Annotated in this window: 23 protein-coding genes; 15 read left to right on the plus strand and 8 right to left on the minus strand. The window is 74.5% G+C overall.

The window, feature by feature from the left end:
* The first annotated feature begins 27 nt into the window (after positions 1-27).
* The 5 genes from ACIA8O_RS23115 (at position 28) to ACIA8O_RS23135 (ending at position 3802) form a co-directional block, all read left to right on the plus strand.
* Positions 28-306 carry a MoaD/ThiS family protein gene (locus ACIA8O_RS23115; protein ID WP_396295830.1) on the plus strand — a complete coding sequence of 93 codons (279 nt, stop codon included), beginning with the start codon at positions 28-30 and terminating at the stop codon, positions 304-306.
* Positions 307-840: 534 nt separating this feature from the next.
* Positions 841-1044: a cold-shock protein gene (locus ACIA8O_RS23120; protein WP_030289665.1), complete on the plus strand. Its 204-nt coding sequence runs from the start codon at positions 841-843 to the stop codon at positions 1042-1044.
* A 313-nt stretch (positions 1045-1357) separates the two neighbouring features.
* Entirely contained in the window at positions 1358-2980 is a 1623-nt protein-coding gene (groL, locus tag ACIA8O_RS23125) for a chaperonin GroEL (RefSeq protein ID WP_396295831.1), read from the plus strand.
* 184 nt (positions 2981-3164) lie between these two features.
* Positions 3165-3521: a hypothetical protein gene (locus ACIA8O_RS23130; protein ID WP_396295832.1), complete on the plus strand. Its 357-nt coding sequence runs from the start codon at positions 3165-3167 to the stop codon at positions 3519-3521.
* A complete protein-coding gene (locus ACIA8O_RS23135; protein WP_396295833.1) occupies positions 3518-3802 on the plus strand; it encodes a DUF4031 domain-containing protein in 285 nt (94 codons plus the stop codon). The genes ACIA8O_RS23130 and ACIA8O_RS23135 overlap by 4 nt, the downstream gene beginning before the upstream one ends.
* Positions 3803-3851: 49 nt before the next feature.
* Here the strand turns inward: ACIA8O_RS23135 and ACIA8O_RS23140 are convergent, their stop codons facing one another.
* The gene (locus tag ACIA8O_RS23140; protein ID WP_396295834.1) at positions 3852-4490 is read right to left on the minus strand and encodes a hypothetical protein; all 639 of its coding nucleotides are present in this window, start codon (positions 4488-4490) and stop codon (positions 3852-3854) included.
* Between the two features lie 132 nt (positions 4491-4622).
* Between ACIA8O_RS23140 and ACIA8O_RS23145 the strand changes: the two genes are divergently transcribed.
* From ACIA8O_RS23145 to ACIA8O_RS23165, 5 genes are all read left to right on the plus strand, one after another.
* Positions 4623-5354, plus strand: a complete 732-nt coding sequence (locus tag ACIA8O_RS23145; protein ID WP_396295835.1) for an ABC transporter ATP-binding protein — start codon at positions 4623-4625, stop codon at positions 5352-5354.
* The gene (locus tag ACIA8O_RS23150; protein ID WP_396295836.1) at positions 5351-8038 is read left to right on the plus strand and encodes an FtsX-like permease family protein; all 2688 of its coding nucleotides are present in this window, start codon (positions 5351-5353) and stop codon (positions 8036-8038) included. Before ACIA8O_RS23145 ends, ACIA8O_RS23150 begins: the two co-directional genes overlap by 4 nt.
* A gap of 198 nt (positions 8039-8236) precedes the next feature.
* Positions 8237-8581 carry a PadR family transcriptional regulator gene (locus tag ACIA8O_RS23155; protein ID WP_396295837.1) on the plus strand — a complete coding sequence of 115 codons (345 nt, stop codon included), beginning with the start codon at positions 8237-8239 and terminating at the stop codon, positions 8579-8581.
* Complete coding sequence (locus tag ACIA8O_RS23160; protein WP_396295838.1) at positions 8578-9525, plus strand: hypothetical protein; 948 nt, start codon at positions 8578-8580, stop codon at positions 9523-9525. Before ACIA8O_RS23155 ends, ACIA8O_RS23160 begins: the two co-directional genes overlap by 4 nt.
* 136 nt (positions 9526-9661) lie before the next feature.
* Positions 9662-10336 (plus strand): copper homeostasis protein CutC, encoded by a 675-nt coding sequence (locus tag ACIA8O_RS23165; RefSeq protein ID WP_396295839.1) that lies wholly within the window; start codon positions 9662-9664, stop codon positions 10334-10336.
* Between the two features lie 53 nt (positions 10337-10389).
* Here the strand turns inward: ACIA8O_RS23165 and ACIA8O_RS23170 are convergent, their stop codons facing one another.
* The gene (locus ACIA8O_RS23170) at positions 10390-12462 is read right to left on the minus strand and encodes a HelD family protein (protein ID WP_396295840.1); all 2073 of its coding nucleotides are present in this window, start codon (positions 12460-12462) and stop codon (positions 10390-10392) included.
* 293 nt (positions 12463-12755) lie between these two features.
* Here ACIA8O_RS23170 and ACIA8O_RS23175 point away from each other — a divergent pair, with 293 nt between their 5' ends.
* Positions 12756-12899, plus strand: a complete 144-nt coding sequence (locus ACIA8O_RS23175) for a hypothetical protein (RefSeq protein ID WP_396295841.1) — start codon at positions 12756-12758, stop codon at positions 12897-12899.
* A gap of 7 nt (positions 12900-12906) precedes the next feature.
* Here the strand turns inward: ACIA8O_RS23175 and ACIA8O_RS23180 are convergent, their stop codons facing one another.
* Together ACIA8O_RS23180 and ACIA8O_RS23185 are read right to left on the minus strand one after the other, a co-directional pair.
* Positions 12907-14544 (minus strand): DNA repair helicase XPB, encoded by a 1638-nt coding sequence (locus ACIA8O_RS23180; RefSeq protein ID WP_396295842.1) that lies wholly within the window; start codon positions 14542-14544, stop codon positions 12907-12909.
* A 113-nt stretch (positions 14545-14657) separates the two neighbouring features.
* On the minus strand, positions 14658-15530 hold the full coding sequence (locus ACIA8O_RS23185; RefSeq protein WP_396295843.1) for a hypothetical protein: 873 nt from the start codon (positions 15528-15530) through the stop codon (positions 14658-14660).
* Between the two features lie 156 nt (positions 15531-15686).
* Here ACIA8O_RS23185 and ACIA8O_RS23190 point away from each other — a divergent pair, with 156 nt between their 5' ends.
* Entirely contained in the window at positions 15687-15941 is a 255-nt protein-coding gene (locus ACIA8O_RS23190; RefSeq protein WP_396295844.1) for a hypothetical protein, read from the plus strand.
* A gap of 1 nt (position 15942) precedes the next feature.
* Here ACIA8O_RS23190 and pgeF read toward each other — a convergent pair whose 3' ends face one another.
* Together pgeF and ACIA8O_RS23200 are read right to left on the minus strand one after the other, a co-directional pair.
* A complete protein-coding gene (gene pgeF, locus ACIA8O_RS23195; protein WP_396295845.1) occupies positions 15943-16662 on the minus strand; it encodes a peptidoglycan editing factor PgeF in 720 nt (239 codons plus the stop codon).
* A 25-nt stretch (positions 16663-16687) separates the two neighbouring features.
* Positions 16688-19195: a helicase C-terminal domain-containing protein gene (locus tag ACIA8O_RS23200; RefSeq protein ID WP_396295846.1), complete on the minus strand. Its 2508-nt coding sequence runs from the start codon at positions 19193-19195 to the stop codon at positions 16688-16690.
* Positions 19196-19356: 161 nt separating this feature from the next.
* Here ACIA8O_RS23200 and ACIA8O_RS23205 point away from each other — a divergent pair, with 161 nt between their 5' ends.
* Positions 19357-20163: a hypothetical protein gene (locus ACIA8O_RS23205; RefSeq protein WP_396295847.1), complete on the plus strand. Its 807-nt coding sequence runs from the start codon at positions 19357-19359 to the stop codon at positions 20161-20163.
* 208 nt (positions 20164-20371) lie between these two features.
* Here ACIA8O_RS23205 and ACIA8O_RS23210 read toward each other — a convergent pair whose 3' ends face one another.
* On the minus strand, positions 20372-21346 hold the full coding sequence (locus tag ACIA8O_RS23210) for an ABC transporter substrate-binding protein (RefSeq protein WP_396295848.1): 975 nt from the start codon (positions 21344-21346) through the stop codon (positions 20372-20374).
* A 143-nt stretch (positions 21347-21489) separates the two neighbouring features.
* Between ACIA8O_RS23210 and ACIA8O_RS23215 the strand changes: the two genes are divergently transcribed.
* Positions 21490-22101, plus strand: a complete 612-nt coding sequence (locus ACIA8O_RS23215; protein WP_396295849.1) for an HAD family hydrolase — start codon at positions 21490-21492, stop codon at positions 22099-22101.
* On the opposite strand, the gene ACIA8O_RS23220 is transcribed toward ACIA8O_RS23215, so the two are convergent.
* Complete coding sequence (locus ACIA8O_RS23220) at positions 22098-22328, minus strand: hypothetical protein (protein ID WP_396295850.1); 231 nt, start codon at positions 22326-22328, stop codon at positions 22098-22100. The two genes, ACIA8O_RS23215 and ACIA8O_RS23220, sit on opposite strands and share 4 nt — an antisense overlap.
* A gap of 448 nt (positions 22329-22776) precedes the next feature.
* On the opposite strand from ACIA8O_RS23220, the gene ACIA8O_RS23225 reads away from it, so the two are divergent.
* Positions 22777-23160, plus strand: a complete 384-nt coding sequence (locus tag ACIA8O_RS23225) for a cold-shock protein (protein WP_345283744.1) — start codon at positions 22777-22779, stop codon at positions 23158-23160.
* The last annotated feature ends 2 nt before the right edge of the window (positions 23161-23162 follow it).

Raw genomic sequence — 23162 nt, forward strand, 5'->3', positions numbered from 1 at the left:
CCTCAGCACTGGTTTAGGAGTACCCCCATGAGCGCTACCGTCCGCATCCCGACCATCCTGCGCACCTACACCGGCGGCGCCGCCGAGGTGACCGCCGAGGGCGCCACCCTGGCTGCCGTGATCGCCGACCTGGACGCCAACCACGCCGGCATCGCCGCCCGGGTGCTGGACGACGCCGGCAAGCTGCGCCGCTTCGTGAACGTCTACGTGAACGACGACGACGTGCGCTTCGCCGAGGGCCTGGAGACCGAGATCAAGGACGGCACCAGCATCTCGATCATTCCGGCCGTGGCCGGGGGCTGCTGAACCGGCAGACGGCCGACGGGCGCAATCGACGGGCCGCCACCGCGACCGGAACGAATGATTCCGGTCATTCGGTGGCGGCCCGCCGCGCGCCGCGGTGAAATTCCGTCAGGTGGCAGACGGTAGAGTGCGGATTCGGATCGGATGTTTCGAATCCGGCCCGGCGGTACGGCTGGGTCGTGCACGCAGGGCCCGTCCGTCCGTTGAGACGTGGGGCGGTCGCGCTGAGACGGGAACTGACAGGCCAGCGTCAGGAATCTGACGGAGTTTTATCCCGTTAGGTCCGCTATGCCCGGAGCGAATAGCCACTCCCTGAGGCATTCCTCCCGTCACATCCCTTTCGTCACACGGCGAATTCGGCGAAGTTGACCCTGTTGCAGAGGGCGTCTGTCCGGATACATTCAGCGGCGGTCGACGCGTTCGAGTGTTGACCGCGGCTACGCCCAGGGGGGGTTCCCTCGGGCGTGTGCCGGTACAGACCTGGGTCCGCATCCTGTGGACCCGCGAAGGGCCAGCACAGCACAAGGGGAGTTCGGAATGGCTCAGGGCACCGTCAAGTGGTTCAACGCGGAGAAGGGCTACGGCTTCATCGCGGTCGACGGTGGTGCGGACGTGTTCGTCCACTACAGCGCGATCCAGATGGACGGCTACCGCACCCTCGAGGAGGGCCAGCGGGTCGAGTTCGAGATCTCCCAGGGGCAGAAGGGCCCGCAGGCGGACATGGTCCGCGCGGCGGTCTGACCTTCCGCACCTGCGGACCTCGGCTCGGCTTCGGGCTGGCAGTCTCCACGCTTCGCCGGCAGGCCCGTACGACACCACGTCGTACGGGCCTGTCGTCGTCTCCGGCGCGGGTGCGCGTATCACGATTGGGCTTGCACTCGATACCCGAGAGTGCTAATCATTGGCGTTAGCACTCACAGCATGAGAGTGACAACGGACCGGGTCGGTGAGGCCCCCGGGAGCGGTAGGGGACAAGACCCCCGCACACCAGGGCCGTCCGTCGCGGGCGCCCTCCGGTCCGGCGCAGTCGACGTGTCCTGGAGGACCACTTCCGATGGCCAAGATCATCGCTTTTGACGAGGAAGCTCGCCGCGGACTCGAGCGCGGCATGAACCAGCTTGCCGACGCCGTCAAGGTGACGCTGGGCCCCAAGGGCCGCAACGTCGTCCTTGAGAAGAAGTGGGGCGCCCCCACGATCACCAACGACGGTGTCTCCATCGCCAAGGAGATCGAGCTCGAGGACCCGTACGAGAAGATCGGCGCGGAGCTCGTCAAGGAGGTCGCCAAGAAGACCGACGACGTCGCGGGTGACGGCACCACCACCGCCACCGTGCTCGCCCAGGCGCTCGTCCGCGAGGGTCTGCGCAACGTCGCTGCCGGCGCCAACCCGATGGCCCTGAAGCGCGGCATCGAGAAGGCCGTCGCCGCCGTCTCCGACCAGCTGCTGGCCCAGGCCAAGGACGTGGAGACCAAGGAGCAGATCGCCTCCACCGCCTCCATCTCGGCCGCCGACACCCAGATCGGCGAGCTCATCGCCGAGGCCATGGACAAGGTCGGCAAGGAAGGCGTCATCACCGTCGAGGAGAGCAACACCTTCGGTCTGGAGCTCGAGCTCACCGAGGGCATGCGCTTCGACAAGGGCTACATCTCCGCCTACTTCGCCACCGACCTGGAGCGGATGGAGTCCTCCTTCGAGGACCCGTACATCCTGATCGCCAACTCCAAGATCGGCTCGGTCAAGGACCTGCTCCCGCTGCTGGAGAAGGTCATGCAGAGCGGCAAGCCGCTCGTCATCATCGCCGAGGACGTCGAGGGCGAGGCCCTGTCGACCCTGGTCGTGAACAAGATCCGTGGCACCTTCAAGTCCGTTGCCGTCAAGGCCCCGGGCTTCGGTGACCGCCGCAAGGCCATGCTCGGCGACATCGCCATCCTCACTGGTGGCACCGTCATCTCCGAGGAGGTCGGCCTCAAGCTGGAGAACGCCGGTCTCGACCTGCTGGGCACCGCCCGCAAGGTGGTCATCACCAAGGACGAGACCACCATCGTCGACGGTGGCGGCGACAGCGACCAGGTCGCCGGCCGCGTGAACCAGATCCGCGCCGAGATCGAGAACTCCGACTCGGACTACGACCGCGAGAAGCTCCAGGAGCGCCTGGCCAAGCTCGCCGGTGGCGTCGCCGTCATCAAGGCCGGTGCCGCGACCGAGGTCGAGCTCAAGGAGCGCAAGCACCGCATCGAGGACGCCGTCCGCAACGCGAAGGCCGCCGTCGAGGAGGGCATCGTCGCCGGTGGTGGCGTCGCGCTGCTGCAGGCCGGTGTCGCCTTCGACAAGCTGGAGCTGACCGGCGACGAGGCCACCGGTGCCAACATCGTGCGCGTCGCGCTCGAGGCCCCGATCAAGCAGATCGCCACCAACGCCGGCCTCGAGGGTGGCGTCGTCGTGGAGAAGGTCCGCAACCTCGAGTCCGGTTGGGGCCTCAACGCCGCGACCAACGAGTACGTCGACCTGATCGCCGCCGGCATCATCGACCCGGCCAAGGTCACCCGCTCCGCGCTGCAGAACGCCGCCTCCATCGCGGCGCTCTTCCTCACCACCGAGGCCGTCATCGCCGACAAGCCGGAGAAGGCCGCCGCGGCCGCCGGCGGCGGCATGCCGGGCGGTGACATGGACTTCTGATCCTCCCGAGGATCGGTAGTTCCGGAACGTCCGTCAGGGCGGTCTCCCCTCACCGGGGAGGCCGCCCTGCGGCGTTCCACCGCCACGTGGACCGCGGCCCCGGACGGACGGACCCGGCGGAGAGCCGCCCGGTCAGTCGCCCGGTCCGGTTCCTGAGGCGGGTGGGGGAGGGGACAATGGGGGGATGAGTTCTGATGGCATCGAAGGCGCGCTGCACGCCGCGCGGGCGCTGATCCTGGCCGATCTGACGGCGCGTGACGTGGCCGACCCGCAGGTGGTGTCGCTGGTGGAGGAGGTGCTCACCAAGCGGCGGTGGTGGGTGGAGCAGTGGCCGGACGGGGTCGACTACGTGGCCGGGCTGGTGGCGCAGGACGTGCAGGACGCGCTGCTGGAGGGGTACGGGCGGTGGCCGGTCTGCCGGTCGTGCGCGGCCGACGGGGATCCGCACGCGCTGTCGGTGGAGCCGGAGTTGGGCCCGGAGCCGCACTGGGTGTGCGGCAAGGAGGGCGCGGTGGTGGCCCCGGTGGGGTCGCTGACGTGATCCTGATCGACCCGCCGACCTGGCCGGGGCACGGGAAGTACTGGTCGCACCTGGTGAGCGACGTCTCGTACGCGGAGCTGCACGCCTTCGCGGAGCGCCTGGGCGCGCCCGCGAAGGGCTTCGAGCGGGACCACTACGACATCCCCGCGCACTGGTACGAGAAGGCGGTGGCGCTCGGCGCGGAGCCGGTCGGCAGCAAGGAGCTGGTCGCCCGGCTCAGCGCCGCGGGGTTGCGCCGCCGCAAGGCGGACGTGCGGGCCGCCGGGCGGTCCTCCGCCTGACGGTCCGTCGGCGCCACGTCCGGGCGTCCGGGGCCCGGTGTCCGGGGGGTCAGCCGCCCAGGAGCAGGAGTTCGCCCGCGAGGTTGCGGCGGGCGGCGGCGTCGTAGCGTTCCCGTGCCTCGGGGGTGCGGTAGAGCGCGGGCAGGTCGAGGAGTTGGCGCAGGATCGCCGCCCGGCCGGCCCGGAAGGCGTCCTCCGGGACGAAGGCGTACTCCTCGCGGACGGCGGCCGCGTAGGCCGCGTACTGCTCGGGCATGCCGCCGAGCACCGCCAGGTCGGCGTCGCAGAGCACCTCGCCGTTGCGGTCCCCCTCGGCGGGGTGGTGGCCGACCGTCAGGCGGACCAGGCGGGCCACCTCCGACGCCAACTCCGGTGCCAGGCCCGCCTCGTGGAGTGCCCGGACGGCCAGCGCGGCGGACCGTTCCTCGTTCTCGGAGCGGTCCGGCCGGTACACCGCGTCGTGGAACCAGGCGGCCAGCCGGACGGCGTCGGCGTCCTCGGCGTGCCCGGCCAGTTCGTCGACCACGTCCAGCACCGCCGCCAGGTGCGCGGTGGTGTGGTAGCGGCGCTGCGGCTCGGCCCAGCGGCCGAGCAGGTCCTCGGCGTACGGGGCCGGGTCGGCGGTGGCGCCGCAGCGGGTGAGCAGGTCGTGCCAGCGGGCGGACAGCGAGGCGGTCATGACGGTCATTCTGCTCCTTCTCCGTCGCTGTGATCCAGACTATATGCCGTTGGCCGACTTATGTCGCAGACTTGAGTAGTCGGCGCGCGGCGGCTATACATACTCGGTATGCAAGACGTTCCGCTGTTCCGAGGGGGAGCCATGTCCGGATCACACACGCAGGCCGTCCTGCGCCTGGAGGGCGTCGGCCGCGTGCACGGCAAGGGCGCGGCCGAGGTGCACGCCCTGCACCCGGTCGACCTGGAGGTGCGGGCCGGGGAGTTCCTGGCCGTGATGGGGCCGTCCGGCTCCGGGAAGTCCACGCTGCTGGCGCTGGCCGGCGGCCTGGACCGGCCGTCCACCGGCCGGGTGCTGGTGGAGGGGCGGCCACTGGAGGGGCTGAACCGGGCCGGGCTGGCCGACGTGCGCCGCCGCTCGGTGGGCTACGTGTTCCAGTCGTACAACCTGATCCCGTCCCTGACCGCGGCCGAGAACATCGCGCTGCCACGGGAGTTGGACGGCGTCCCGGCCCGCACCGCCCGGGCCGAGGCGCTGGTCGCGCTGGAGGAGTTCGGCCTGGCCGACCTCGCCGACCGCTTCCCCGAGGAGATGTCGGGCGGCCAGCAGCAGCGGGTGGCGATCGGCCGCGCGCTGGTCGGCGAGCGCCGCCTGGTGCTGGCCGACGAGCCGACCGGCGCGCTGGACACCGCGACCGGCGACGCCGTGCTGGCCCTGCTGCGGGCCCGCTGCGACGCGGGCGCCGTGGCCGTGATGGTCACCCACGACCCCTCGCACGCCGCCTGGGCGGACCGGGTGGTCTCGCTGCGCGACGGCCGGATCGTCGACGAGACCGTCAACCACCGCGCCCCGCTGGCGACGGGGGCGGCCCGATGAGCGCCTGGCGTCCGCTGCTGCGGATGGCCCGCCGGGACGCGCTGCGGTCCAAGGGCCGCAGCGCGCTGGTGGCGGCGATGATCGCGCTGCCGGTGCTCGGCGCCACCGGCGTCGACGTGGTGCACCGCTCCACCCAGCTCACCGCCGCCGAGCGGTCGGACCGGCTGATGGGCCGGGCCGACGCGCTGGTCGGCGCGTACGAACCCGGGCGCCCGCTCCAGCAGGCGGTCTTCCCGCAGGACGGCGTCCGCACCCTTCCGCAGCGCGCCGACGCCCCGCTCACCCCGGAGCAGAGGCACGCGGTGGAGACCGAACCGGCCGACCTGCTGCGCGAGTTGCTGCCCCAGGGCAGCGTGGTCACCCCGGCCCGGATCGGTCCGGTCGCGGTGGTGGGCAGCACGGACGGGATGGCCTCGGTCGAGACCTTCGAGGCGGACCTGACCGGGCGGCTCTGGCAGGGCCGGATCGACCTGGTCTCCGGCCGGGCCCCGGCCGCCGCCCACGAGGCCGCCGCCACCCCGGGCTTCCTGGAGGCCACCGGCAAGAAGGTCGGCGACACCGTCACGGTGCGCGGCCTGGAGTCCACCCCGTTCACGCTGACCGGCACGGTGGAGCACCCCGAGGACCTGAGGAAGAGCGAACTCGTCGCCCGCCCGGGCGAGTTGTACGCGCCGCTGGACGAGGCCCTGGCGAAGGCGGGGGCCGCTCCGAAGACCGAGGACGCCGAGCAGGCCGCCACCCGGAAGGCCGCCTGGCTGGTCACGGTGCCGACCGGGGCGAAGCTCGGCTGGGACGCGGTCACCCAACTGAACAAGTACGGCTACACCATGGCGAGCCGTCAGGTGGCGGCCGATCCGCCGGCCGGGGCGATGGCCGCGGAGGAGGCCGTCGACGCCGAGGGCGAGCGCGAGCGCCGGGTGATGACCATCGCCGTCACCGCCGCGATGGCCCTGCTGGAGGTCGCCCTGCTGGCCGGTCCGGCCTTCGCGGTCGGCGCCCGCCGGGCCCGCCGCCAACTCGCCCTGCTGGGTGCGGCCGGCGGCCGCCCCGGCCACGTCCGCACCGTGGTGCTCGGCGGCGGGCTGGTGCTCGGCACGGTCGGTGCCGCGACCGGAGGGGTGCTCGGCGTCCTGCTGGTCTCCGCGCTGCGCCCGTGGATCGAGGAGTGGGGCGGCAGCCGGTTCGGCGCCCTGACGTTCCGTCCGTTCGACCTGCTGCTGATCCTGCTGGTCGGCGTGGTCACCGCGCTGGCCGCCGCCCTGCAGCCCGCCCTCCAGGCCGGCCGCCGGGAGGTGCTGGCCGGGCTGACCGACCGCGACCCGGTCCGCCGGTCCGCCCGCTGGGTGCCGCTGGCCGGCCTGCTGCTCGGCCTGACCGGTGCCGCACTGGCGGTGGGCGGCGCGGTGCTCGCCCCGGTCGGCGGGATGCCGGTGCTGGCGGGGCTTTCGGTCCGCTCGCTCACGGTGCTGGGCGGCGGCGTGCTGGCCGAGCTGGGCCTGCTGCTGGTCACCCCGCTGCTGCTGGCCGGGCTCGGGCGGGTGGCCCGGCTGCTCCCGGTCGGCCCCCGGCTCGCCCTGCGCGACGCCTCCCGCCACCGCTCCCGGACCGCCCCCGCCGTCGCGGCGGTGCTCGCCGCCGTGGCCGGCGCGGTCGCGGTCGGCGTGCACACCTCCGGCGCCGAGGCCCAGGACCGGGCCGGCTACCGGATGCAGCAGCCGCTCAACGCCGTCCGGGTCGACGTCTACGGCAGCGGCGGCGCGGCCGTCCCGCAGCTGCGCGCCGCCCTGCCGCAGGACCTGCCCGAACTGGGCGAGCGCGCCGACCTCTACGAGGCGGTCTGGGAGTTCTGCAAGGGCTGCTCGTCCGCGGTGTGGGCCGAGGGCGGCCGGCGGTACGGCGAGCCGGCGTCCACCCGGGCGGTGGTCGGCGACGCGGCCGTCCTGCACAACCTGCTGGCCCTGCGCGACCCGGCCGCCGAGGCCGCCCTGGCCCAGGGCAAGGCGGTGGTGACCGACCCGGCGTACCTGCACGACGGCAAGGCCGTCCTGCGGATGAACGGCGCCAACATGGAGCCGCGGACCCACACGGTGGACGCCGTGCTGGTCCAGCTGCCGGCGGGTCAGCGGTACGCGCCGCTGGTGGTCGGCGAGCGGACGGTCCGTCAGCTCGGCCTGACGGTGCAGCCCACCGGGGTGATCTGGCTGCCCACCGCCCCGGTCGCCGACCGCGCCGAACAGCGGGCCGCCGCCACCGTCTCCCGGCTCGCCCCGCACTCCACCTTCGTGGTGGAGCGCGGCTTCCGGCCCAAGGACGGCGTGATGCAGATCGCGATCTCCGGCTTCGCCGCGGTGGTGGTGCTCGGTGCGGCCATGGTCTCCACGGCGCTGGCCGCGACGGACGCCCGCCGCGAGCGCGCGGTGCTCGCCGCGATCGGGGCCCGTCCCCGGACCCGGCGCACCATCGCCGGGCTCCAGGCCGGACTGATCGTCCTGCTCGGCGCCCTGCTCGGCACCGTCAGCGGCTTCGTCCCGGCCTACGCCCTGCTCCGCTCCCGGGTCGCCGGCATGATGGGCGCCCCGCCCGTCCTCAGCCCGGCCGACGTCCCGTGGACCGGCATCGCGGTCCTGGCCCTGGCCCTGCCGCTGCTCGCGGGCCTCTTCGGAGCGATGCGCCGGGACGCCTGACGATCCTGGCTTCGGCAGGCAGCGCCCCGCAGGGGCGCGAGGAACTGCGCGCAGGGGAACGGCAGCACCTGCAACCGGCTGATGGAGCCTCAGTTGCAGGTGGGCCGCCTTCCGACCCGCGCAGTTCCTCGCGCCCCCGGTGTGACCACTGCGCGTGGGGGTGGCGCGGATAGGCAGTCCGGCGATATATGTAGGTGCATGACCGAACGTGCCATGCAGGAGCCGACGCTGCTGCTGCTCACCGCCCTCGCCGACGCCCCCCGGCACGGATACGCGCTGATCCAGGAGGTCGAGGCGATCTCCGGCGGCCGGGTGAAGATGCGCACCGGCACCCTCTACGGCGCGCTCGACCGCCTGCTCCAGCAGGGCCTGATCGAGGTCGCGGCGGAGGAGATCGTCGACGGCCGGGCCCGCCGCACCTACGCCCTCACCGAGGGCGGCCGCGGCGTGCTGGCCGCCGAGGCCGAGCGGCTGCACACCGTCGCCGCCGAGGCGCGTCGCCGCCTCGGCGGCGTCGCCGGGCCGAAGGGGGCGACGGCATGAGCGTCGCCCTGCGCACCGCCCTCGCGCTCTACCCGGCCCGTTACCGGCGGGACCGGGGGGAGGAGATCGCCGAGGTGTTCGCCGATGTGACGGCGGGGGCCGGGCGGTTGGCCACCGCCCGGGAGGCGCTGGACCTGGCGGCCTACGGCCTGCGGATGCGGACCGGCCTGACCGCCACCGCGCTCGGCGGCCGGCTGCTGGCGGTGGGTGCCCCGCTGCTGGCCGGCACGCTGGTCGGGCTCAGCGTGCTGCCCCGGCTGGGCGACGAGCGGATGTTCCAGGTGAAGCACGCGGCCCGGGCGGGCCTGGGTGCGCCCTGGGGCGAACTGGCCGGCAACCTCGCCCTGCTGGGCCTGGCCGTGGTGCCGGTGCTGCTCGCGCTGGCGGCCGCCTCCGGTGCCTGGCGGGCGGCTCGGGTGCTGGGTGCGGGCGTCGCGCTGCTGGCGGCGGTCCGGCTCGCCGACATCGCGGCCGGGCTGGAGGGCCCGGACGGCTGGAACGCCTGGCTCTTCTTCTGCGACGCCACCGCGGTGGTGCCGTACCTGGTGGGCGGCGCGCTGCTGGCCGCCGCGCCGGCCGAGCTGCTGGAACCGCGCGGCCGGGCCGACCGGCTGCTGATCCTGGCCGGTGCCGCCGCGGGGTTCGCCGTCACCCGGGCCCAGGGCGGGTACAGCACCCGCAACCTGATGGACGGTTGGTGGCCGGTGGCCCTGCTGCTGGTCCCGCTGGTGCTGATGCTGTTCGCCGCCCGGGAGCGGCTGCTGCCCGCCGCGCTCGGCCTGGCGCTGCTGCCGCTGACCGCCGCGTTCAGCCTGTTCTCGCTCTGGGAGCAGGTGGGCGGGATGTGGCGGCTGGCCCCGGCCGCACTGCTGGTCGCCGCGACCCTGCTGCTGGCGGCCCGGCTGCTCGCGGGCGGGCGGCGCAGCGGGGCGCCGGGGGTCTGACGCCGGATGCGGGCCCGCCGGGTGGTACGGATGCTGGAGTTCCAGGTCCGCCGCCCGGCGGGCCCTTCCGTTTCCCGTGCAGGGGGCTCGCCCAGCGGCCTCCGGATGTGGCAGGGTTAGCGATATGTCTAGACCAATGTTCGAAGTGATCGCCCTGACGGTGCAGGACGCCCAGGCGGCCGAGGCGGGCGGGGCCGACCGGCTCGAACTGGTCGCCGACATGGCCGCGGACGGTCTGACCCCCGCCCTGGCCGACTTCGCCGCCATCCGCGCGGCTGTCTCCGTCCCGCTGCGGGTGATGCTCCGCATCCGCGACGGCTTCACCCCCGGCAGCGTGGACGAGCTGTGCGAGCGGGCCGCCGCGCTGCGCGCCGAGGGCGCCGAGGAGTTCGTGCTCGGGTTCCTGGACGCCGGGGGCGCGGTCGACCTGGCCGCCACCCGGACGGTGGCCGAGGCGGTGGCCGGCTGCCGCTGGACCTTCCACCGGGCGATCGACCACAGCGCCGACCGGGCCGCCCTGCGCGCCGCCGTCGCCGACCTGCCGGGCCTGGACACCTTCCTCACCTCCGGCGCCGCGGCCGGTGTGACGGCCGGTCAGGAGGTGCTGGCCGGCGAGCTCGCCAAGGCCGGGGACCCGGGCTACCGGCAGCGGATCCTGATCGGCGGCGGTCTGCGCGCCGAGCACGTCCCGGGGCTGCGCGCGGCCGGCTTCGACGCCTTCCACGTCGGCGGCCCGGTCCGGGTGAACGGCTGGGACACCCCGGTCGACCAGGCCAAGGTCGCCGAGTGGCGGGCCCTGATCGACGCCTGACCCGTACGTGCGAGGGGGCCCGGAGCAGCGCGCTCCGGGCCCCCTCGCACGCGTCAGCCCAGCTCGGCGGGGAGGGGTTCGGCGTGCACCACCGCGAGGCCGGAGACGGCGCGGGTGAGCGAGACGTACAGGCGGCGCAGGCCGGTCCGCAGGTCGGGCTCGCCGGCCACCACGGCGGCGGGCTCGTCGAGGACCACGTAGTCGTACTCCAGACCCTTGGCCAGTGAGGCCGGGACGAGGGTGAGCCGGGCCTCGGCACTGGTCTCCGTGCCGGGGTCGAGGAAGGGGAGGCCGGCCTCGGTGAGCAGCTTGCCGAGCTCGTCGATCCGGGCGTCGGCGGCGATCAGGCCGGTGGAGCCCTCCCGCTCCAGGGCGGCCCGGCAGGCCCCGACCACGGCGGAGTCCCGCTCCCCGTCGGGGACATGGGTGATCGTCAGCGAGCCGGGGGCGTCGCGGACCGAGGTGGCGGGGGCCAGGCCGGGGGCGATGGCGGGCAGCAGCCGGGAGGCGTAGGCGATGACCTCCTCGGGCACCCGGAAGCCCTTGGTGAGCTCCTCCACGTGGGCGCCCTCCTTGCCCAGGTGGTGCAGGGCCTCGGCCCAACTCCCGGTCGCCCACGGGGTGGTGCCCTGGGCGAGGTCGCCCAGCACGGTGGCCGAGCCGGTGGAGCAGCGCCGCCCGACCGCCCGGTACTGCATGGGGGAGAGGTCCTGCGCCTCGTCCAGCACCACGTGGCCGAGCGAGGGCGTGCGCCGCACCAGGTCGGTGGTCTCGTCGACCAGCACCGCGTCGGCGGCCGTCCACGGCGCGGTCCGCACCGAGCGCCCCGGCTTGGGCCAGAGCACCGCCGCCTGCTCCTCCTCGGAGAGGACCCCCTCGGCGCAGGCGGCCAGGAAGGCGGCGTCGGAGAGCAGCCGGTGCACCAGCTTGGCCGGGTCCACCGGCGGCCAGTACGCCTTGACCGCGGCCTTCACCTGCGCGTTGCGGGCCACCGCGTCCTGCACCCGGTCGTCCGGGGCCTCGCCGCCCTGCTCCATCTTGAGCAGCACGGCGTGCGCGATCCGCTGCGGCAGCGCCTCGGCGGCCGCCCCGTAGCGGATCTCCCGGCCCGTCAACTCCTCGACGATCTCCACCAGTTCGTACGTCGGAACCCGCCAGCGCCGGGAGCCGCGCTGCACCACCAGCGGCTCGGTGGGCAGCGTGATGCCGGAGCGCACGGCCCGCCGCAGCACCTCGGCCATCCGGGCGTCGCCCTTGACCGAGGCGGCCTCGGCGGAGTCCTCGCCGCGCACCTCGACGTGCTTCACCAGCTCCTGCACGGTGGCCTGGGCGACGTCCAACTCGCCCAGCGCGGGCAGCACCTGCTCGATGTAGTGGAGGAAGGAGCGGTTCGGCCCGACCACCAGGGTGCCGGACTTGGCCAGCCGCTCCCGGTGCGCGTAGAGCAGGTAGGCGACCCGGTGCAGGCCGACCGCGGTCTTCCCGGTGCCGGGAGCCCCCTGGACGCAGATGGTGCCGCCGATCTCGGCCCGGACGATCTCGTCCTGCTCGGGCTGGATGGTGGCCACGATGTCGCGCATCGGGCCGACGCGGGGCTTCTCGATCTCGGCCGCGAGCAGTGCGGAGGCGGTGTCGGTCTCCGCCGGGTCGGACAGGTTCTCGTCCTCGTAGGCGGTCAACTCCCCGCCGGTGTAACCGAACCGGCGCCGCTTCTCGACGTCCAGCGGCTCGGTGCGGCTGGCCCGGTAGAAGGGCTGGGAGACCGGCGCGCGCCAGTCGATCACCATCGGGTCGCCCTCGGCGTCGTGCACGTGCCGGCGCCCGATGTAGAACCGCTCGCCCTTCCCGCCCTCCGCGATGTCCTCGCTGATCGCGTGCAGGTAGTCCAACCGGCCGAAGAACAGCGGGGTGTGGGCCATGTCGGCGAGCGCGGCGATGCGCTGCTCCACCTGGTGCTGGAGGACGGCGGCGGAGACCCAGGTCCCCGTCACGTCCCGCAGGTCCAGCGATTCGGCGTCCTCGCGCATCGCGCGCAGGGCCGCGCGGGAGGCGGCCAGGTGGTCGCGTTCGAGCTGGAGCGGATCGGCCCCGAGGGGAGCGGCCCCGGGTGAAGCGGCGGTGTGCACGGCAAACCTTCCCGGCCGCCCGTGGGGCGGCGGATCGTCGTTGGCTCACGGTGGACCGCCCGGTTGCCGACCGGGACGGGCTCCCACGGCTGCCGCGACGACGGCACCACGGTTCGGGAGGGGGCAAGACCGGAGATCCTAGACCCGCCCCCGCGCGCGACGCCAATCATTTCCTCCGGGTTCACCCCGGGGCAGGGTCCCCCCTGAGTCAGGGGCCGGTACGCCGGAAGGACGAGACCGGAGCGCCCTGCGGACTGACGCCCGGGGCGGGGACCGGAACCTACCGTGGAGGCATGAACACCACCTCGCACACCCACCGCCCCGTCGCCCACTCCCGCCGCCGCGGCCCGATCGCCACCGCCGTGCGCAACGTCGGGATCGCCCTCGACACCGCCGCGCGCGTGGTCTTCTTCGGGCGCGACGGCGTCAAGTTCTGAGGTCCGCTCAGAGCACGTCGTCCGCGTCCACGATCCGGTACGCGTAGCCCTGCTCGGCCAGGAAGCGCTGGCGGTGCGCCGCGAAGTCCTGGTCCACGGTGTCCCGCGCCACCACCGAGTAGAAGTGCGCGGAGTGCCCGTCCGCCTTCGGGCGCAGCACCCGGCCCAGCCGCTGGGCCTCCTCCTGCCGGGAGCCGAAGGTCCCGGAGACCTGGATGGCGACGGTCGCCTCCGGCAGGTCGATGGAGAAGTTGGCCACCTTGGAGACCACCAGCACGCTGATCTCCTTGGACCGGAACGCGTCGAACAGCTTCTCCCGCTGCGCGTTGCTGGTCTCGCCCTTGATCACCGGTGCGCCGAGCACCTCGCCCAACTCGTCCAGCTGGTCGATGTACTGACCGATGATCAGCGTCTGGTCCTTCTCGTGCTTCTTCACCAGCGCCTCCACCACCCGCCGCTTGGTCGCGGTGGTCGCGCAGAAGCGGTACCGCTCCTCCGGCTCGGCGGTCGCGTACGCCAGCCGCTCCGAGTCGGTCAGCGTCACCCGGACCTCGCAGCAGTCGGCCGGGGCGATGTAGCCCTGCGCCTCGATCTCCTTCCACGGGGCGTCGAAGCGCTTCGGCCCGATCAGGCTGAAGACGTCCCCCTCCCGGCCGTCCTCCCGCACCAGGGTCGCGGTCAGCCCCAGCCGCCGCCGGGCCTGCAGGTCGGCGGTGAACTTGAAGACCGGCGCGGGCAGCAGGTGCACCTCGTCGTAGACCACCAGGCCCCAGTTCCGCGCGTCGAACAGCTCCAGGTGCGCGTACACGCCCTTCCGCTTGGTCGTCATCACCTGGTACGTGGCGATGGTGACCGGGCGGATCTCCTTCTTCGTCCCGCTGTACTCGCCGATCTCGTCCTCGGTCAGCGAGGTGCGCTTCACCAGCTCGTGCTTCCACTGCCGGGCCGAGACGGTGTTGGTCACCAGGATCAGGGTGGTCGACTTGGCCTCCGCCATCGCCGCCGCGCCGACCAGCGTCTTGCCCGCGCCGCAGGGCAGCACCACGACGCCGCTGCCGCCGTGCCAGAAGCCCTCCACCGCCTGCTGCTGGTACGGCCGCAGCTCCCAGCCGTCCTGCTCCAGGTGGATCGGGTGCGCCTCGCCGTCCACGTACCCGGCGTGGTCCTCGGCCGGCCAGCCCAGCTTCAGCAGCACCTGCTTGATCTGACCGCGCTCCGAGGGGTGCACGATCACGGTGTCCGGGTCGAGCCGCGCGCCCACCAGCGGGGCGATCTTCTTCGACTTGAGCACCTCCTCCAGCACCGGCCGGTCGGTGGTGGTCAGCACCAGCCCGTGCACCGGGTGCTTGGACAGCTGCAGCCGCCCGTACCGGGCCATGGTGTCCGCCACGTCCACCAGCAGCGCGTGCGGCACCGGGTAGCGCGAGTACGTCACCAGCGCGTCCACCACCTGCTCGGCGTCGTGCCCGGCGGCCCGTGCGTTCCACAGGCCCAGCGGCGTCACCCGGTAGGTGTGCACGTGCTCCGGCGCCCGCTCCAGCTCGGCGAACGGCGCGATGGCCCGTCGGCAGTCGGCGGCCTTCGGGTGGTCGATCTCCAGCAGCAGCGTCTTGTCGCTCTGGACGATGAGCGGTCCGTCGTTCACGCGGGCAGTCCTCCGGTTGTCGGGCGCAGACCTTCCAGTGTCCCGCATGCGTGCGGGAACGGGGGACGGGTGCCCGGAGCAGGGCTCCGGACACCCGTCGGTGCCGCCGTCGGTCAGACCTGGCCGTAGGTGCCGGTGGACCAGAGCGGGACGCCGTCCTGGCGGTAGAGCACGAAGTTGCCGTCGTCCTGGAGGTGGGCGTAGGCGCCCGGGTTGCCCCAGGTGGCGGTGTGGCCGACGTGGCGCGGGCTGCCGACCGGGGGGACCTCCCAGAGCACGAGGTTGCCGTCCTCCTGGAGGATCGCGGTGCTCATGGCGCCGTCGGGGTTCGGGGTGTTGCTGTGCCAGAGCACGGCGTTGTCGCGCTTGCGGTACAGGGTGAGGTCACCGGAGGGCGGGATGACCAGCCAGACGGTGTTCGACTCCATCCAGTTGGCGCGGCGGAGGACGCCCTGGGCGTACCAGCGGTCCTTCGGGCCGTACGGGTCCGGGTTGCAGTAGCAGTAGCCGGAGTCCAGGCGCCACGGGGCGTAGTTGAGGTCCGGCGCGGTGACCTGGACGTCGCCCCGCGGGGAGACGTCGAGGCAGGAGCCGGGGTGGCCGTAGGTGCCGCTGGACCAGAGGGCGGTGCCGTTCTGGCGGTAGACGACGAAGTTGCCGTCGGCCTGCATGGTGGCGTACGCGCCGTCGTTGCCCCAGGTGTTGGAGTGCCAGAGCGGCGGCCCGGACGGGTTGCCGGGGGCGGTGAGGCGCAGGACCAGGTTGCCGTCCTGCTGCATGACCAGGGTCTCGCCGGCCACGTTCACGGACTGACCGGCCGTCAGCGTCTGGCCGGCGCCGAGCCGGGCGGCCCCGGGCTGGACCGGCTCGGCGCAGTAGGTGTTGGCGGCCTGCGCCGGGGCGCCGGCCGTGAGCAGGGCGCCGGCGGCGAGCGCGGCGGCGCCGGTCAGGGCGAGGAGTCTGCGTCTGAAGGTTCCGTCGGACATGCGTGTGTTCCCCCCGTTGATGCCGCCCGTGCGGTGCGCACGAACGGGTCGGCCGTTGCGGCCGGTCGAGAGTACGTTCTACACCCGGTCGCCGTCTTCCCCTTATGCAGGGCGGGTGTTGGGTGACCTCACGCGGGGGGGATCGTTGGGCAGGGCATGAAGAAGACGAATCGTCTGTTCGCCGCCGTCGCGCTCTCCGGGGCCGCACTGGCCGCTGCCGCCGCTCCCGCCTCGGCGGCGGCGCCCGCCGGGATGCCGGACATCTCCAAGGCCGGCGGGGTGTTCGGGCTGGTGGCGTTCACCGGTACCGAGCTGCTGACCGGTGTGGACCCGACCCCGCCGGACCCGGAGACGCTGATGGAGCAGGCGAAGCAGCAGGCCGCCGAGCGGGACGCGCAGCAGCAGAAGTAGCTCAGTCGAGCCAGACGTAGGCGGCGAACCGGCCGGTCTCCCGCTCCCGGCGGTGCGAGAAGAAGTCCTCGTCCTCGATGGTGCAGCGGTCGTCGTGCCGGATCTCGCCGACCCCGGCCCTGGTGAGCTGGGCGGTGATGCCGGCCCGGACGTCCAGGGCGGGGGTGCCCCGGCGGGTGGTGGAGCGCAGTTCGGGGAGCGCCTCGCAGGCCTCGTCCTGCATCGCCTGCGGCACCTCGTAGCAGCGGCCGCAGGCGAGCGGGCCGACCAGGGCGACCAGGTCGGCCGGGTCGCTGCCGCGCTCCGTCATCGCGGCGACCAGCGCGGGGGCCATGCCCGCCACCGTGCCGGCCCGGCCGGAGTGCGCGGCGCCGACCAGGCGGCGGACCGGGTCGCCGATCAGCACCGGCGCGCAGTCGGCGGCCAGCGCGACCAGGCCGAGGCCCGGCCGGTCGGTGACGATGCCGTCCAACGGCGGTGCGGTGCGCGGGTCGTAGGGCTGGGTGACGTAGGCGACCTCGGTGCCGTGCACCTGGCGCATCATCACCACCCGGGCCGGGTCCAGGCCGAGCTCGCGGGCGGTCAGCTCGCGGTTGCGGCGGACGTTCTCCGGGTCGTCGGCGGTGCGGCCGCCGAGGTTGCGGGAGTCGAACGGGGCCGGGCTGACACCGCCGTGACGGTCCATCACGGCGTAGCTGATGCCGGGGGCGAGCTGGTCCATGTCCGGTCTCCTGGCGTTCGGTGGGTTACTGGTCGGCGAGCTCGGCCACGCCGGTGATCCGGTGCAGCGCGAAGGTGCGGACCTCGTCGCTGAGGTGGTCGTACACCGTGACGTACCCGCCCTCCACCTTGACCGGGTCGACCACCCGCTGGGAGGCCAGGCCCTCGGCGTTGACGTAGCCGATCCACATCCGCTCGCCGAGCAGCACCGCGGTCTGCAGCGCGGCCAGCGTGTCCGCCGCGGCGGTGCGCGGGAGTTGGCGCAGGTCGGTGCGGGCCGGGCCGGTCTGCGGCTGCCCGGCGGCGGGGCCGGCGACGGTCTCGCGGCGGACGGCGGTGGCGGCCAGGTCGCCGGCCCGGACCGCCCGGACGGCGGCGGTGAGCAGCACCTCGTCGGGGGTGGGCGGCCCGTCCGGCACCGGTACGGGCGCGGAGCGCGGCGGGGTGCGGTGGCTGTCGGGGTGGGTCAGCAGCACGTCGCCCTCGGCGGACTCGGCGGTCGGGGCGTAGCCCATCGAGCGGAGCACCGAGAGCAGCGTCTCCGGACCCGCCTGGGCGGCCAGCACGGTGGGGGCCAGCAGCCGCAGCCGGAGTTCGCCGGCCCGCCGGTCGGCCAGCACCTCGGCGAGCAGGCCGGGGTCGTCGCAGCGCAGGTAGGAGGAGGCGCCGCCGACCCGGAGCACGCCGTGCCGCCGGGCCACGTCGTCGATCAGGTAGCTGAGTGGCTGCGGCACGGGGGTGCGGGAGTGCTGGGTCAGGAAGGCGTGCAGGTCGTTGGCGGTCCGCCCGGCGTCCAGGGCGCGGCGGACCGACTCGGTGGTGAAGCGGTAGACGGTGGCGCCGCCCTTGGACTCGATCTCGGCGCAGAGCGCCAGCGCCTGGGCCAGCGGGGTGAGCAGCGGGCCGGGGGCGATCGCGGTCAGGTCGGGCTGCAGGATCACGTGGTCCAGCGGCTGCGGCAGCAGCGGCTCCAGGACCGGCTCCGGGTCGGCCCCGGCGAGCAGCGCGCGGGCGGGGGAGCCGAGTGCGCCCCGGCCGGTGACGCCGAGCAGCTCGGCCTCCTGGAGCGCCCAGCCGGTCAGGTGGTCGCGGAGGTCCCGCCCGTCGGGGCCGGCCGGGCCGCCGCGCAGCGGGCGCTGCCAGCGCAGCAGCGGCAGCAGGGCCGCGGCGTCGGCCACCGCGCCGGGCGGCAGCGAGGCCAGCGCGGTGAGCACGGCCCGGCGCACCGAGGGGGCCAGGGTGCGGTCCAGCTCGGGGCCGAGGGCGGCCCGGGTCTTGCCCTTGCCGTCGGGGGTGCCGGTCAGCCCGGCCACCCGGGTGGCGGCCAGCCAGCCGCGGGCCAGCACGGTCCAGCGCTCGGCGACCGGCTGCTGGAGCCAGAGGTCGTAGGCGGGGGTCGGCGCCCAGCGCTCGTCCGCCTCCCCGTCCGGGGCCAGCAGGCCGGAGGTGTGGGCGAGTTCGAGCCAGAAGGCGGCGGTGGTCTCCGGGCAGTCCAGCAGCAGCGCGGCCCGCTTGAGGTCCCGGACGCCGAGCCCGCCCGCGCGCAGGGTGGGCGGGGACTGCAGGCCCCAGGCCTCCAGCAGCTCCTCGACGGTGCGCACGGCGGTGTACGCCTGCCCGGCCGCGGTGCCGTCCACAGCCTGTGGATCGCGCTCGGCGGTGGCGGTGAGCACCGGCGGGGCCGGCTCGACCTCGCGGTGGCTCCGGCCGCCGCGCAGGTGCAGCGCCAACTCCCGCGGCAGCACCACCGAACCGGGGCTGGTCGGCAGCAGCAGGCCGCGGGCCAGCAGCCACTCCACCGGGCTGCGGGCCTCCTCGGCGGTGACCTGCCGGGCGGCGTCCGGCACGGTGCCGGTGGGCGGGCCCCAGACCAGCTTCTCCAACAGGGCGAGCGCGCCGGGCGGGGCCTGCTCCAGCAGGGCGGCGCAGCGCTTGCGGTCCTGGAGCAGCGCGGTGAGCGCGGCCACGGCGGTGACCGGGTCGGCGGTGGCCGGCAGCCCGGCGCCGTGCAGCAGCTGCTGCAACCGGGCCGGGGACATCCCGACGGTGGCGTCGGCCAGGGTCGGGCCCAGGCCGGTGCGGCCCGGGTTGGCGGCCGAGGGGGCGAGCGCCTCGCGGACCGCGATCACCAGGCGCAGCCCCGAGTCCGGGCCCCAGAGCAGGGCCTGGGAACGCAGCGTCTCCAGGGCGGCGGGCAGTGCGGCGGTGATCGCGGCGCGGTCGGCCGGGGCGGCGCCCGGGTGCGGCTTCACCCGGGAGGGGCCGGCCAGCAGCTGACGGAGCGTCGCCTCCGGGCAGCCGTCGGGGGCGGCGGCCAGCGCCTCGGCGGTCTGCAGGGTGAAACGGTCCAGCCGCTCCAGCGCGCGCAGCGCGGAGGCCCGGGAGGAGAGCCGGGCGGAGAGCTGGGTGAGGTCGGTGGGCACCGGGTTGAGCAGGTCGGGGCGGGCGTGCAGCAGCGCGGCCAGGGCCTCGTCGCTGCGGGCGCGCAGCTCCTCGGCGAGGGTGCGGGGCGCCTTGCTCTGCTGACCGGTCATCCGACCCAGACTAGTCGGCCCCGGGTTAAGAGGACAGAAACGGCGGTCGCACGGCCGGTGCGGGGGCCGGGCGGCGCCCCGTTGTCCACAGGCTGGGGACAATCCCACCCGGGAGGCCGACCCGCTGACTGATCGGCGGCGCCGGGGGTACGGTCTGCCCTGTGGCGGATGGTGAGTGGTGGCGGGTGGACGGGCCCTGGCGGGTGCTCGGCAGGCAGCGCTCGGGGGAGCCCGTGGGGAGTACGGGTCCTGACGGGCCGTCCGGTGCCGCGGCCGGTGCCGCGGCCGGCGTGGACTCCGATTCGGTGTACGCGCCCGAGGTGCCGGCCGGGTCGGTGACGCCTCCGTCGGTGCCGCCGCGTCCCTCCGAACCGCCCGCCGCCCCGGGGCAGAGCGCCTGGCTGATCGCCCGGGCCGAGCCGGGCGGGCCGCCGCTGAGCTCGGCGGACTTCCCCGGGTGGGACAGCGTGACCTTCGACTTCCAGGGGGAGCAGGCGGCCGCACCCGCCCCGGCCGCCCCGGCCGTCCCCGAGCAGCGGACGGCGGAACCGGACCTCACCGCCGCGCCCGGCCCCGAGGAGCCGGCCGCCCCCCGGCGCTCCTTCCTGACGGGCCGTCGGCCCTCGCCGCTGGTGCTGCTGGTCGTCGCGGTACTGGTGGCCGGTGTCGTCACCGGCCAGCTGCTGGCCCTGCTCGCGGGCTGGGGCCTGGCCTACATCGCCCCGCGCCTCGGCCCGCTCACCCGCAAGTTCGCCGCCCTGGGCATCCCGCTGGCCACCATGACGGCCGCCTCGGTCTGGCAGTGGGGCCGCACCCAGGGCCGCTGGGGCACTCCGGCCCCGGCCGAGGAACTCGGCCGCGCCGTCTGGGACGGCGCCCCGGGCGTCCTGCGCCTGGCCGGCGTCCTCACCGCGGTCTTCCTGCTGGTGGTCACCATGCGCCGCCGCAAGCCCGAGGACGCGGGCTAGCCGAGAGGCGGCCACCCCCGGGGCGCGAGGACGTACGTGGTTACCCCGGGGGCGCGAGGAACTGCGCGCGGGGGTACGGCAGCACGTGCAACTGGCTGACGGCGGTTCAGTTGCCGGTGAGCCGTCTTCCGATTCGCGCAGTTCCTCGCGCCCCCGGGGTGACCGATTCCCCGGGGTAACCACCTGAGCTCCCGGCCCGGGTGCGGCGTCAGCCGGTGAGGAAGCGTTGGAGTTCGGCGAGGATCAGGTTGGCGCCGGTGTAGCCGATGCCCTGGTACCAGAGGCGGTCGTCCACGGGGAAGGCGCGGTGGGCCCGGACGGCGCCGAGGGACTGCCAGGCGGGGGAGGCCAGGACGGCGTCGGTGCCGGCCTTGGCGGGGTCGCCGTAGGTGGCGTGGAAGAGGAAGTCGCCGTCGGCCAGGTCGATCCGGTCGGGCGTCACCTCCACGTCGAAGGCGTCCACGTCCTGGGCCGCCGGGCGGCCGAGCCGCAGGTCGGTGAGCAGGGTGCCGGGGAAGTTCTGCCGTCCGTAGAGCCGGACGGTCGGCGAGCCCTCGACGAAGCGGACCAGGCTGATCCGGGCGCCGCCGTTCCCGGCCGCGCCGATCGCCTCGGCGGCCCGGCCGGCGTGCCGCACGTACTCGGCGGCCACCGCGTCGGCCTGCTGCTCGCGGCCGAGGGCGCGGGCGTGCACCCGGAAGTTGTCCTTCCAGGGGTAGCCGGTGGTGGCGGTGAGCACGGTGGGGGCGATCTCCCGGAGCTCCTCGTAGTGGGCGGCGTCCCGGGTCTGGTTGCCGAGCAGCAGCTCGGGCCGCTCGGCCCGGATCGCCGCGTAGTCGGGGCTGCCGACCGTTCCGGCCGAGCGGACCGGTGCCAGCCAGGCGGCGGGGAAGTAGTCGGGCGGGCCGGGGTCGGCCGCGGGGCGGGAGGCGGCGAGCGGGGGGACGCCGAGGGTGAAGGCGGAGTCGAGCTCCGCGGTGTCCAGCACCACCAGCCTGGTCGGTCCGCCGGGCACCACGACCGGCCCGTTCGGGGTGTCCACGGTGACGGGCGGGGTGGGGGAGGGGGAGATCTCGATGACGGGGCCGGCGGAGGGGTCGTCCGGCCGGTCGTCGGTGCAGCCGGTCAGCAGGACCGCCCCGAGCCCGGCGAGGGCGGCGCGGCGGGTGAGCTGACGTGGCATCGGGACACCTCGGGCGGGTCGGCAGTGGGGATCGCAGCCGATTATGTCCGAAATGCCGGAAATGGCGGCGGTGAAAGGCCGTCAGTCCGCAAGCGTGGCGGACAGTTCGCGGGGCCGTTCCCCGGGGTGCCTAGGGTGGGGCCATGGCACTCACCGTGGGATTCGACCTCGACATGACGCTGCTGGACACCCGGCCCGGCATCAAGGCCACGTACGACGCCCTCTCGGCCCTGACCGGTGTGGCGATCGACAGCGACCTGGTGGTCACCCGGCTCGGCCCGCCGCTGGAGCGGGAGATCGCCAACTGGTTCCCCGCCGAGGTGGTCGCCGAGACGGCCACCCTCTACCGCGGCCTGTACCGGGAGTACGCACTGCCCGGCACCCTGGTCCTCCCGGGCGCGGGCGAGTCCCTGGCGGCGGTCCGGGCGGCCGGCGGCCGGGTGGCCGTGGTCACCGGCAAGTACGAGCCCAACGCCCGGCTCCAGCTGGACCACGTCGGCCTGGTCGTGGACGTGCTGGTCGGCGACACCTGGGCCGAGACCAAGGGCGACGCGCTGCGCGAGCACGGTGCCACCGTCTACGTCGGCGACCACTACGGCGACATCCGCGGCGCCCGGGCAGCCGGCGCGGTCGCGGTGGCCGTCGCCACCGGCCCGTACACGGCGGCCGAGCTGCGCGACGCCGGGGCGGACGTGGTCCTGGACGACCTGACGGCCTTCCCGGACTGGCTCGCCGCCCACCTCGACCGCGGCTAGGACTTGGCCGGCCGCTTCGCGCGGGACTCGCGGAACATGCCGGTCAGGGCCAGCGCCAGGCCGAGCGGCATCAGCATCGAGACCCAGTAGGCGGCCGTCGGCAGCGGGGTGAGGTGCAGGAAGAGCGGCACGAAGGTCGCCAGGGTGGCCGCCGCGCCGATCAGGAAGACGACGGCGCCGGCCTTCACCAGGACGTCGCCTCGGTCGGTGGTGGTGCTGCTGCTCACGGGGGCTCCTCGACGGGGGTGCGGCCGGTCCGGGGGACGGCCGGCGGGCCCTCCCAGTGTGGCAGCCGCCAGGCCCGGCGAGGGGCGGGGGCGGCGGTCCGTGACCTGACGGGCCGTCACCCACCGCAGTTCTCCGGAGACGGAGTGTTTCGGGCCGCTGGTGGGCCGGGTATGCAGCACTCGCACGGGGCCGGTCCGGCGCCCCGCCGTCCCGACCGGGGGTGTCCGCCAGTGGAGAGCGCTCAGTCGCGCCCTGGCCGTGCCAGGCCCGGCGGCCGCCCCGTCAGATCCGCGTACCGGAAACCGGCTGCGCGCTGCTGAGCAGCTGACGGATCATTAGCATGCTGACCGGGCACGCCTGACGCGTTCGGCACGGTCGGCCCGCCATCCACCCCGGGACCCCGGCTCTCGCCGGGGCCTCCCCGTACCCACACGAGGACTTTTCGAGATGCCCACCGGCCAGGTGAAGTGGTTCAACGAGACGAAGGGCTTCGGCTTCCTGTCGCGCGACGACGGCGGGGACGTGTTCGTCCACACCAAGGCGCTCCCCGCCGGGGTGACGGCGCTGCGGCCGGGGCAGCGGGTCGAGTTCGGCGTGGTGGCCGGCCACCGCGGCGACCAGGCCATGGCGGTCCAGCTGCTGGAGGCGCTGCCCTCGGTGGCCGCCGCCCAGCGCAAGAGCGCGGACGACATGGCGCCGATCGTCCAGGACCTGATCACCACCCTGGACGCGGTGCTGCCCGGCCTCCAGCACGGCCGCTACCCGGCCAAGCCGACCGGCCAGAAGCTGGCCGTGCTGCTGCGGGCGGTGGCCGACCAGTTCGACGTGTGACC

The organism is Kitasatospora sp. NPDC051853 (genome assembly GCF_044452665.1).
In the GTDB taxonomy this organism is placed as follows: Bacteria; Actinomycetota; Actinomycetes; order Streptomycetales; family Streptomycetaceae; genus Kitasatospora.

Coding starts and splice junctions, on each gene's coding strand:
- ACIA8O_RS23115 (WP_396295830.1), top strand. CDS start 28: ATGAGCGCTACCGTCCGCATCCCGACCATCCTGCGCACCTACACCGGC.
- ACIA8O_RS23120 (WP_030289665.1), top strand. CDS start 841: ATGGCTCAGGGCACCGTCAAGTGGTTCAACGCGGAGAAGGGCTACGGC.
- groL (WP_396295831.1), top strand. CDS start 1,358: ATGGCCAAGATCATCGCTTTTGACGAGGAAGCTCGCCGCGGACTCGAG.
- ACIA8O_RS23130 (WP_396295832.1), top strand. CDS start 3,165: ATGAGTTCTGATGGCATCGAAGGCGCGCTGCACGCCGCGCGGGCGCTG.
- ACIA8O_RS23140 (WP_396295834.1), bottom strand. CDS start 4,490: ATGACCGTCATGACCGCCTCGCTGTCCGCCCGCTGGCACGACCTGCTC.
- ACIA8O_RS23145 (WP_396295835.1), top strand. CDS start 4,623: ATGTCCGGATCACACACGCAGGCCGTCCTGCGCCTGGAGGGCGTCGGC.
- ACIA8O_RS23150 (WP_396295836.1), top strand. CDS start 5,351: ATGAGCGCCTGGCGTCCGCTGCTGCGGATGGCCCGCCGGGACGCGCTG.
- ACIA8O_RS23155 (WP_396295837.1), top strand. CDS start 8,237: ATGACCGAACGTGCCATGCAGGAGCCGACGCTGCTGCTGCTCACCGCC.
- ACIA8O_RS23160 (WP_396295838.1), top strand. CDS start 8,578: ATGAGCGTCGCCCTGCGCACCGCCCTCGCGCTCTACCCGGCCCGTTAC.
- ACIA8O_RS23165 (WP_396295839.1), top strand. CDS start 9,662: ATGTTCGAAGTGATCGCCCTGACGGTGCAGGACGCCCAGGCGGCCGAG.
- ACIA8O_RS23175 (WP_396295841.1), top strand. CDS start 12,756: ATGAACACCACCTCGCACACCCACCGCCCCGTCGCCCACTCCCGCCGC.
- ACIA8O_RS23185 (WP_396295843.1), bottom strand. CDS start 15,530: ATGTCCGACGGAACCTTCAGACGCAGACTCCTCGCCCTGACCGGCGCC.
- ACIA8O_RS23190 (WP_396295844.1), top strand. CDS start 15,687: ATGAAGAAGACGAATCGTCTGTTCGCCGCCGTCGCGCTCTCCGGGGCC.
- pgeF (WP_396295845.1), bottom strand. CDS start 16,662: ATGGACCAGCTCGCCCCCGGCATCAGCTACGCCGTGATGGACCGTCAC.
- ACIA8O_RS23200 (WP_396295846.1), bottom strand. CDS start 19,195: ATGACCGGTCAGCAGAGCAAGGCGCCCCGCACCCTCGCCGAGGAGCTG.
- ACIA8O_RS23210 (WP_396295848.1), bottom strand. CDS start 21,346: ATGCCACGTCAGCTCACCCGCCGCGCCGCCCTCGCCGGGCTCGGGGCG.
- ACIA8O_RS23215 (WP_396295849.1), top strand. CDS start 21,490: ATGGCACTCACCGTGGGATTCGACCTCGACATGACGCTGCTGGACACC.
- ACIA8O_RS23225 (WP_345283744.1), top strand. CDS start 22,777: ATGCCCACCGGCCAGGTGAAGTGGTTCAACGAGACGAAGGGCTTCGGC.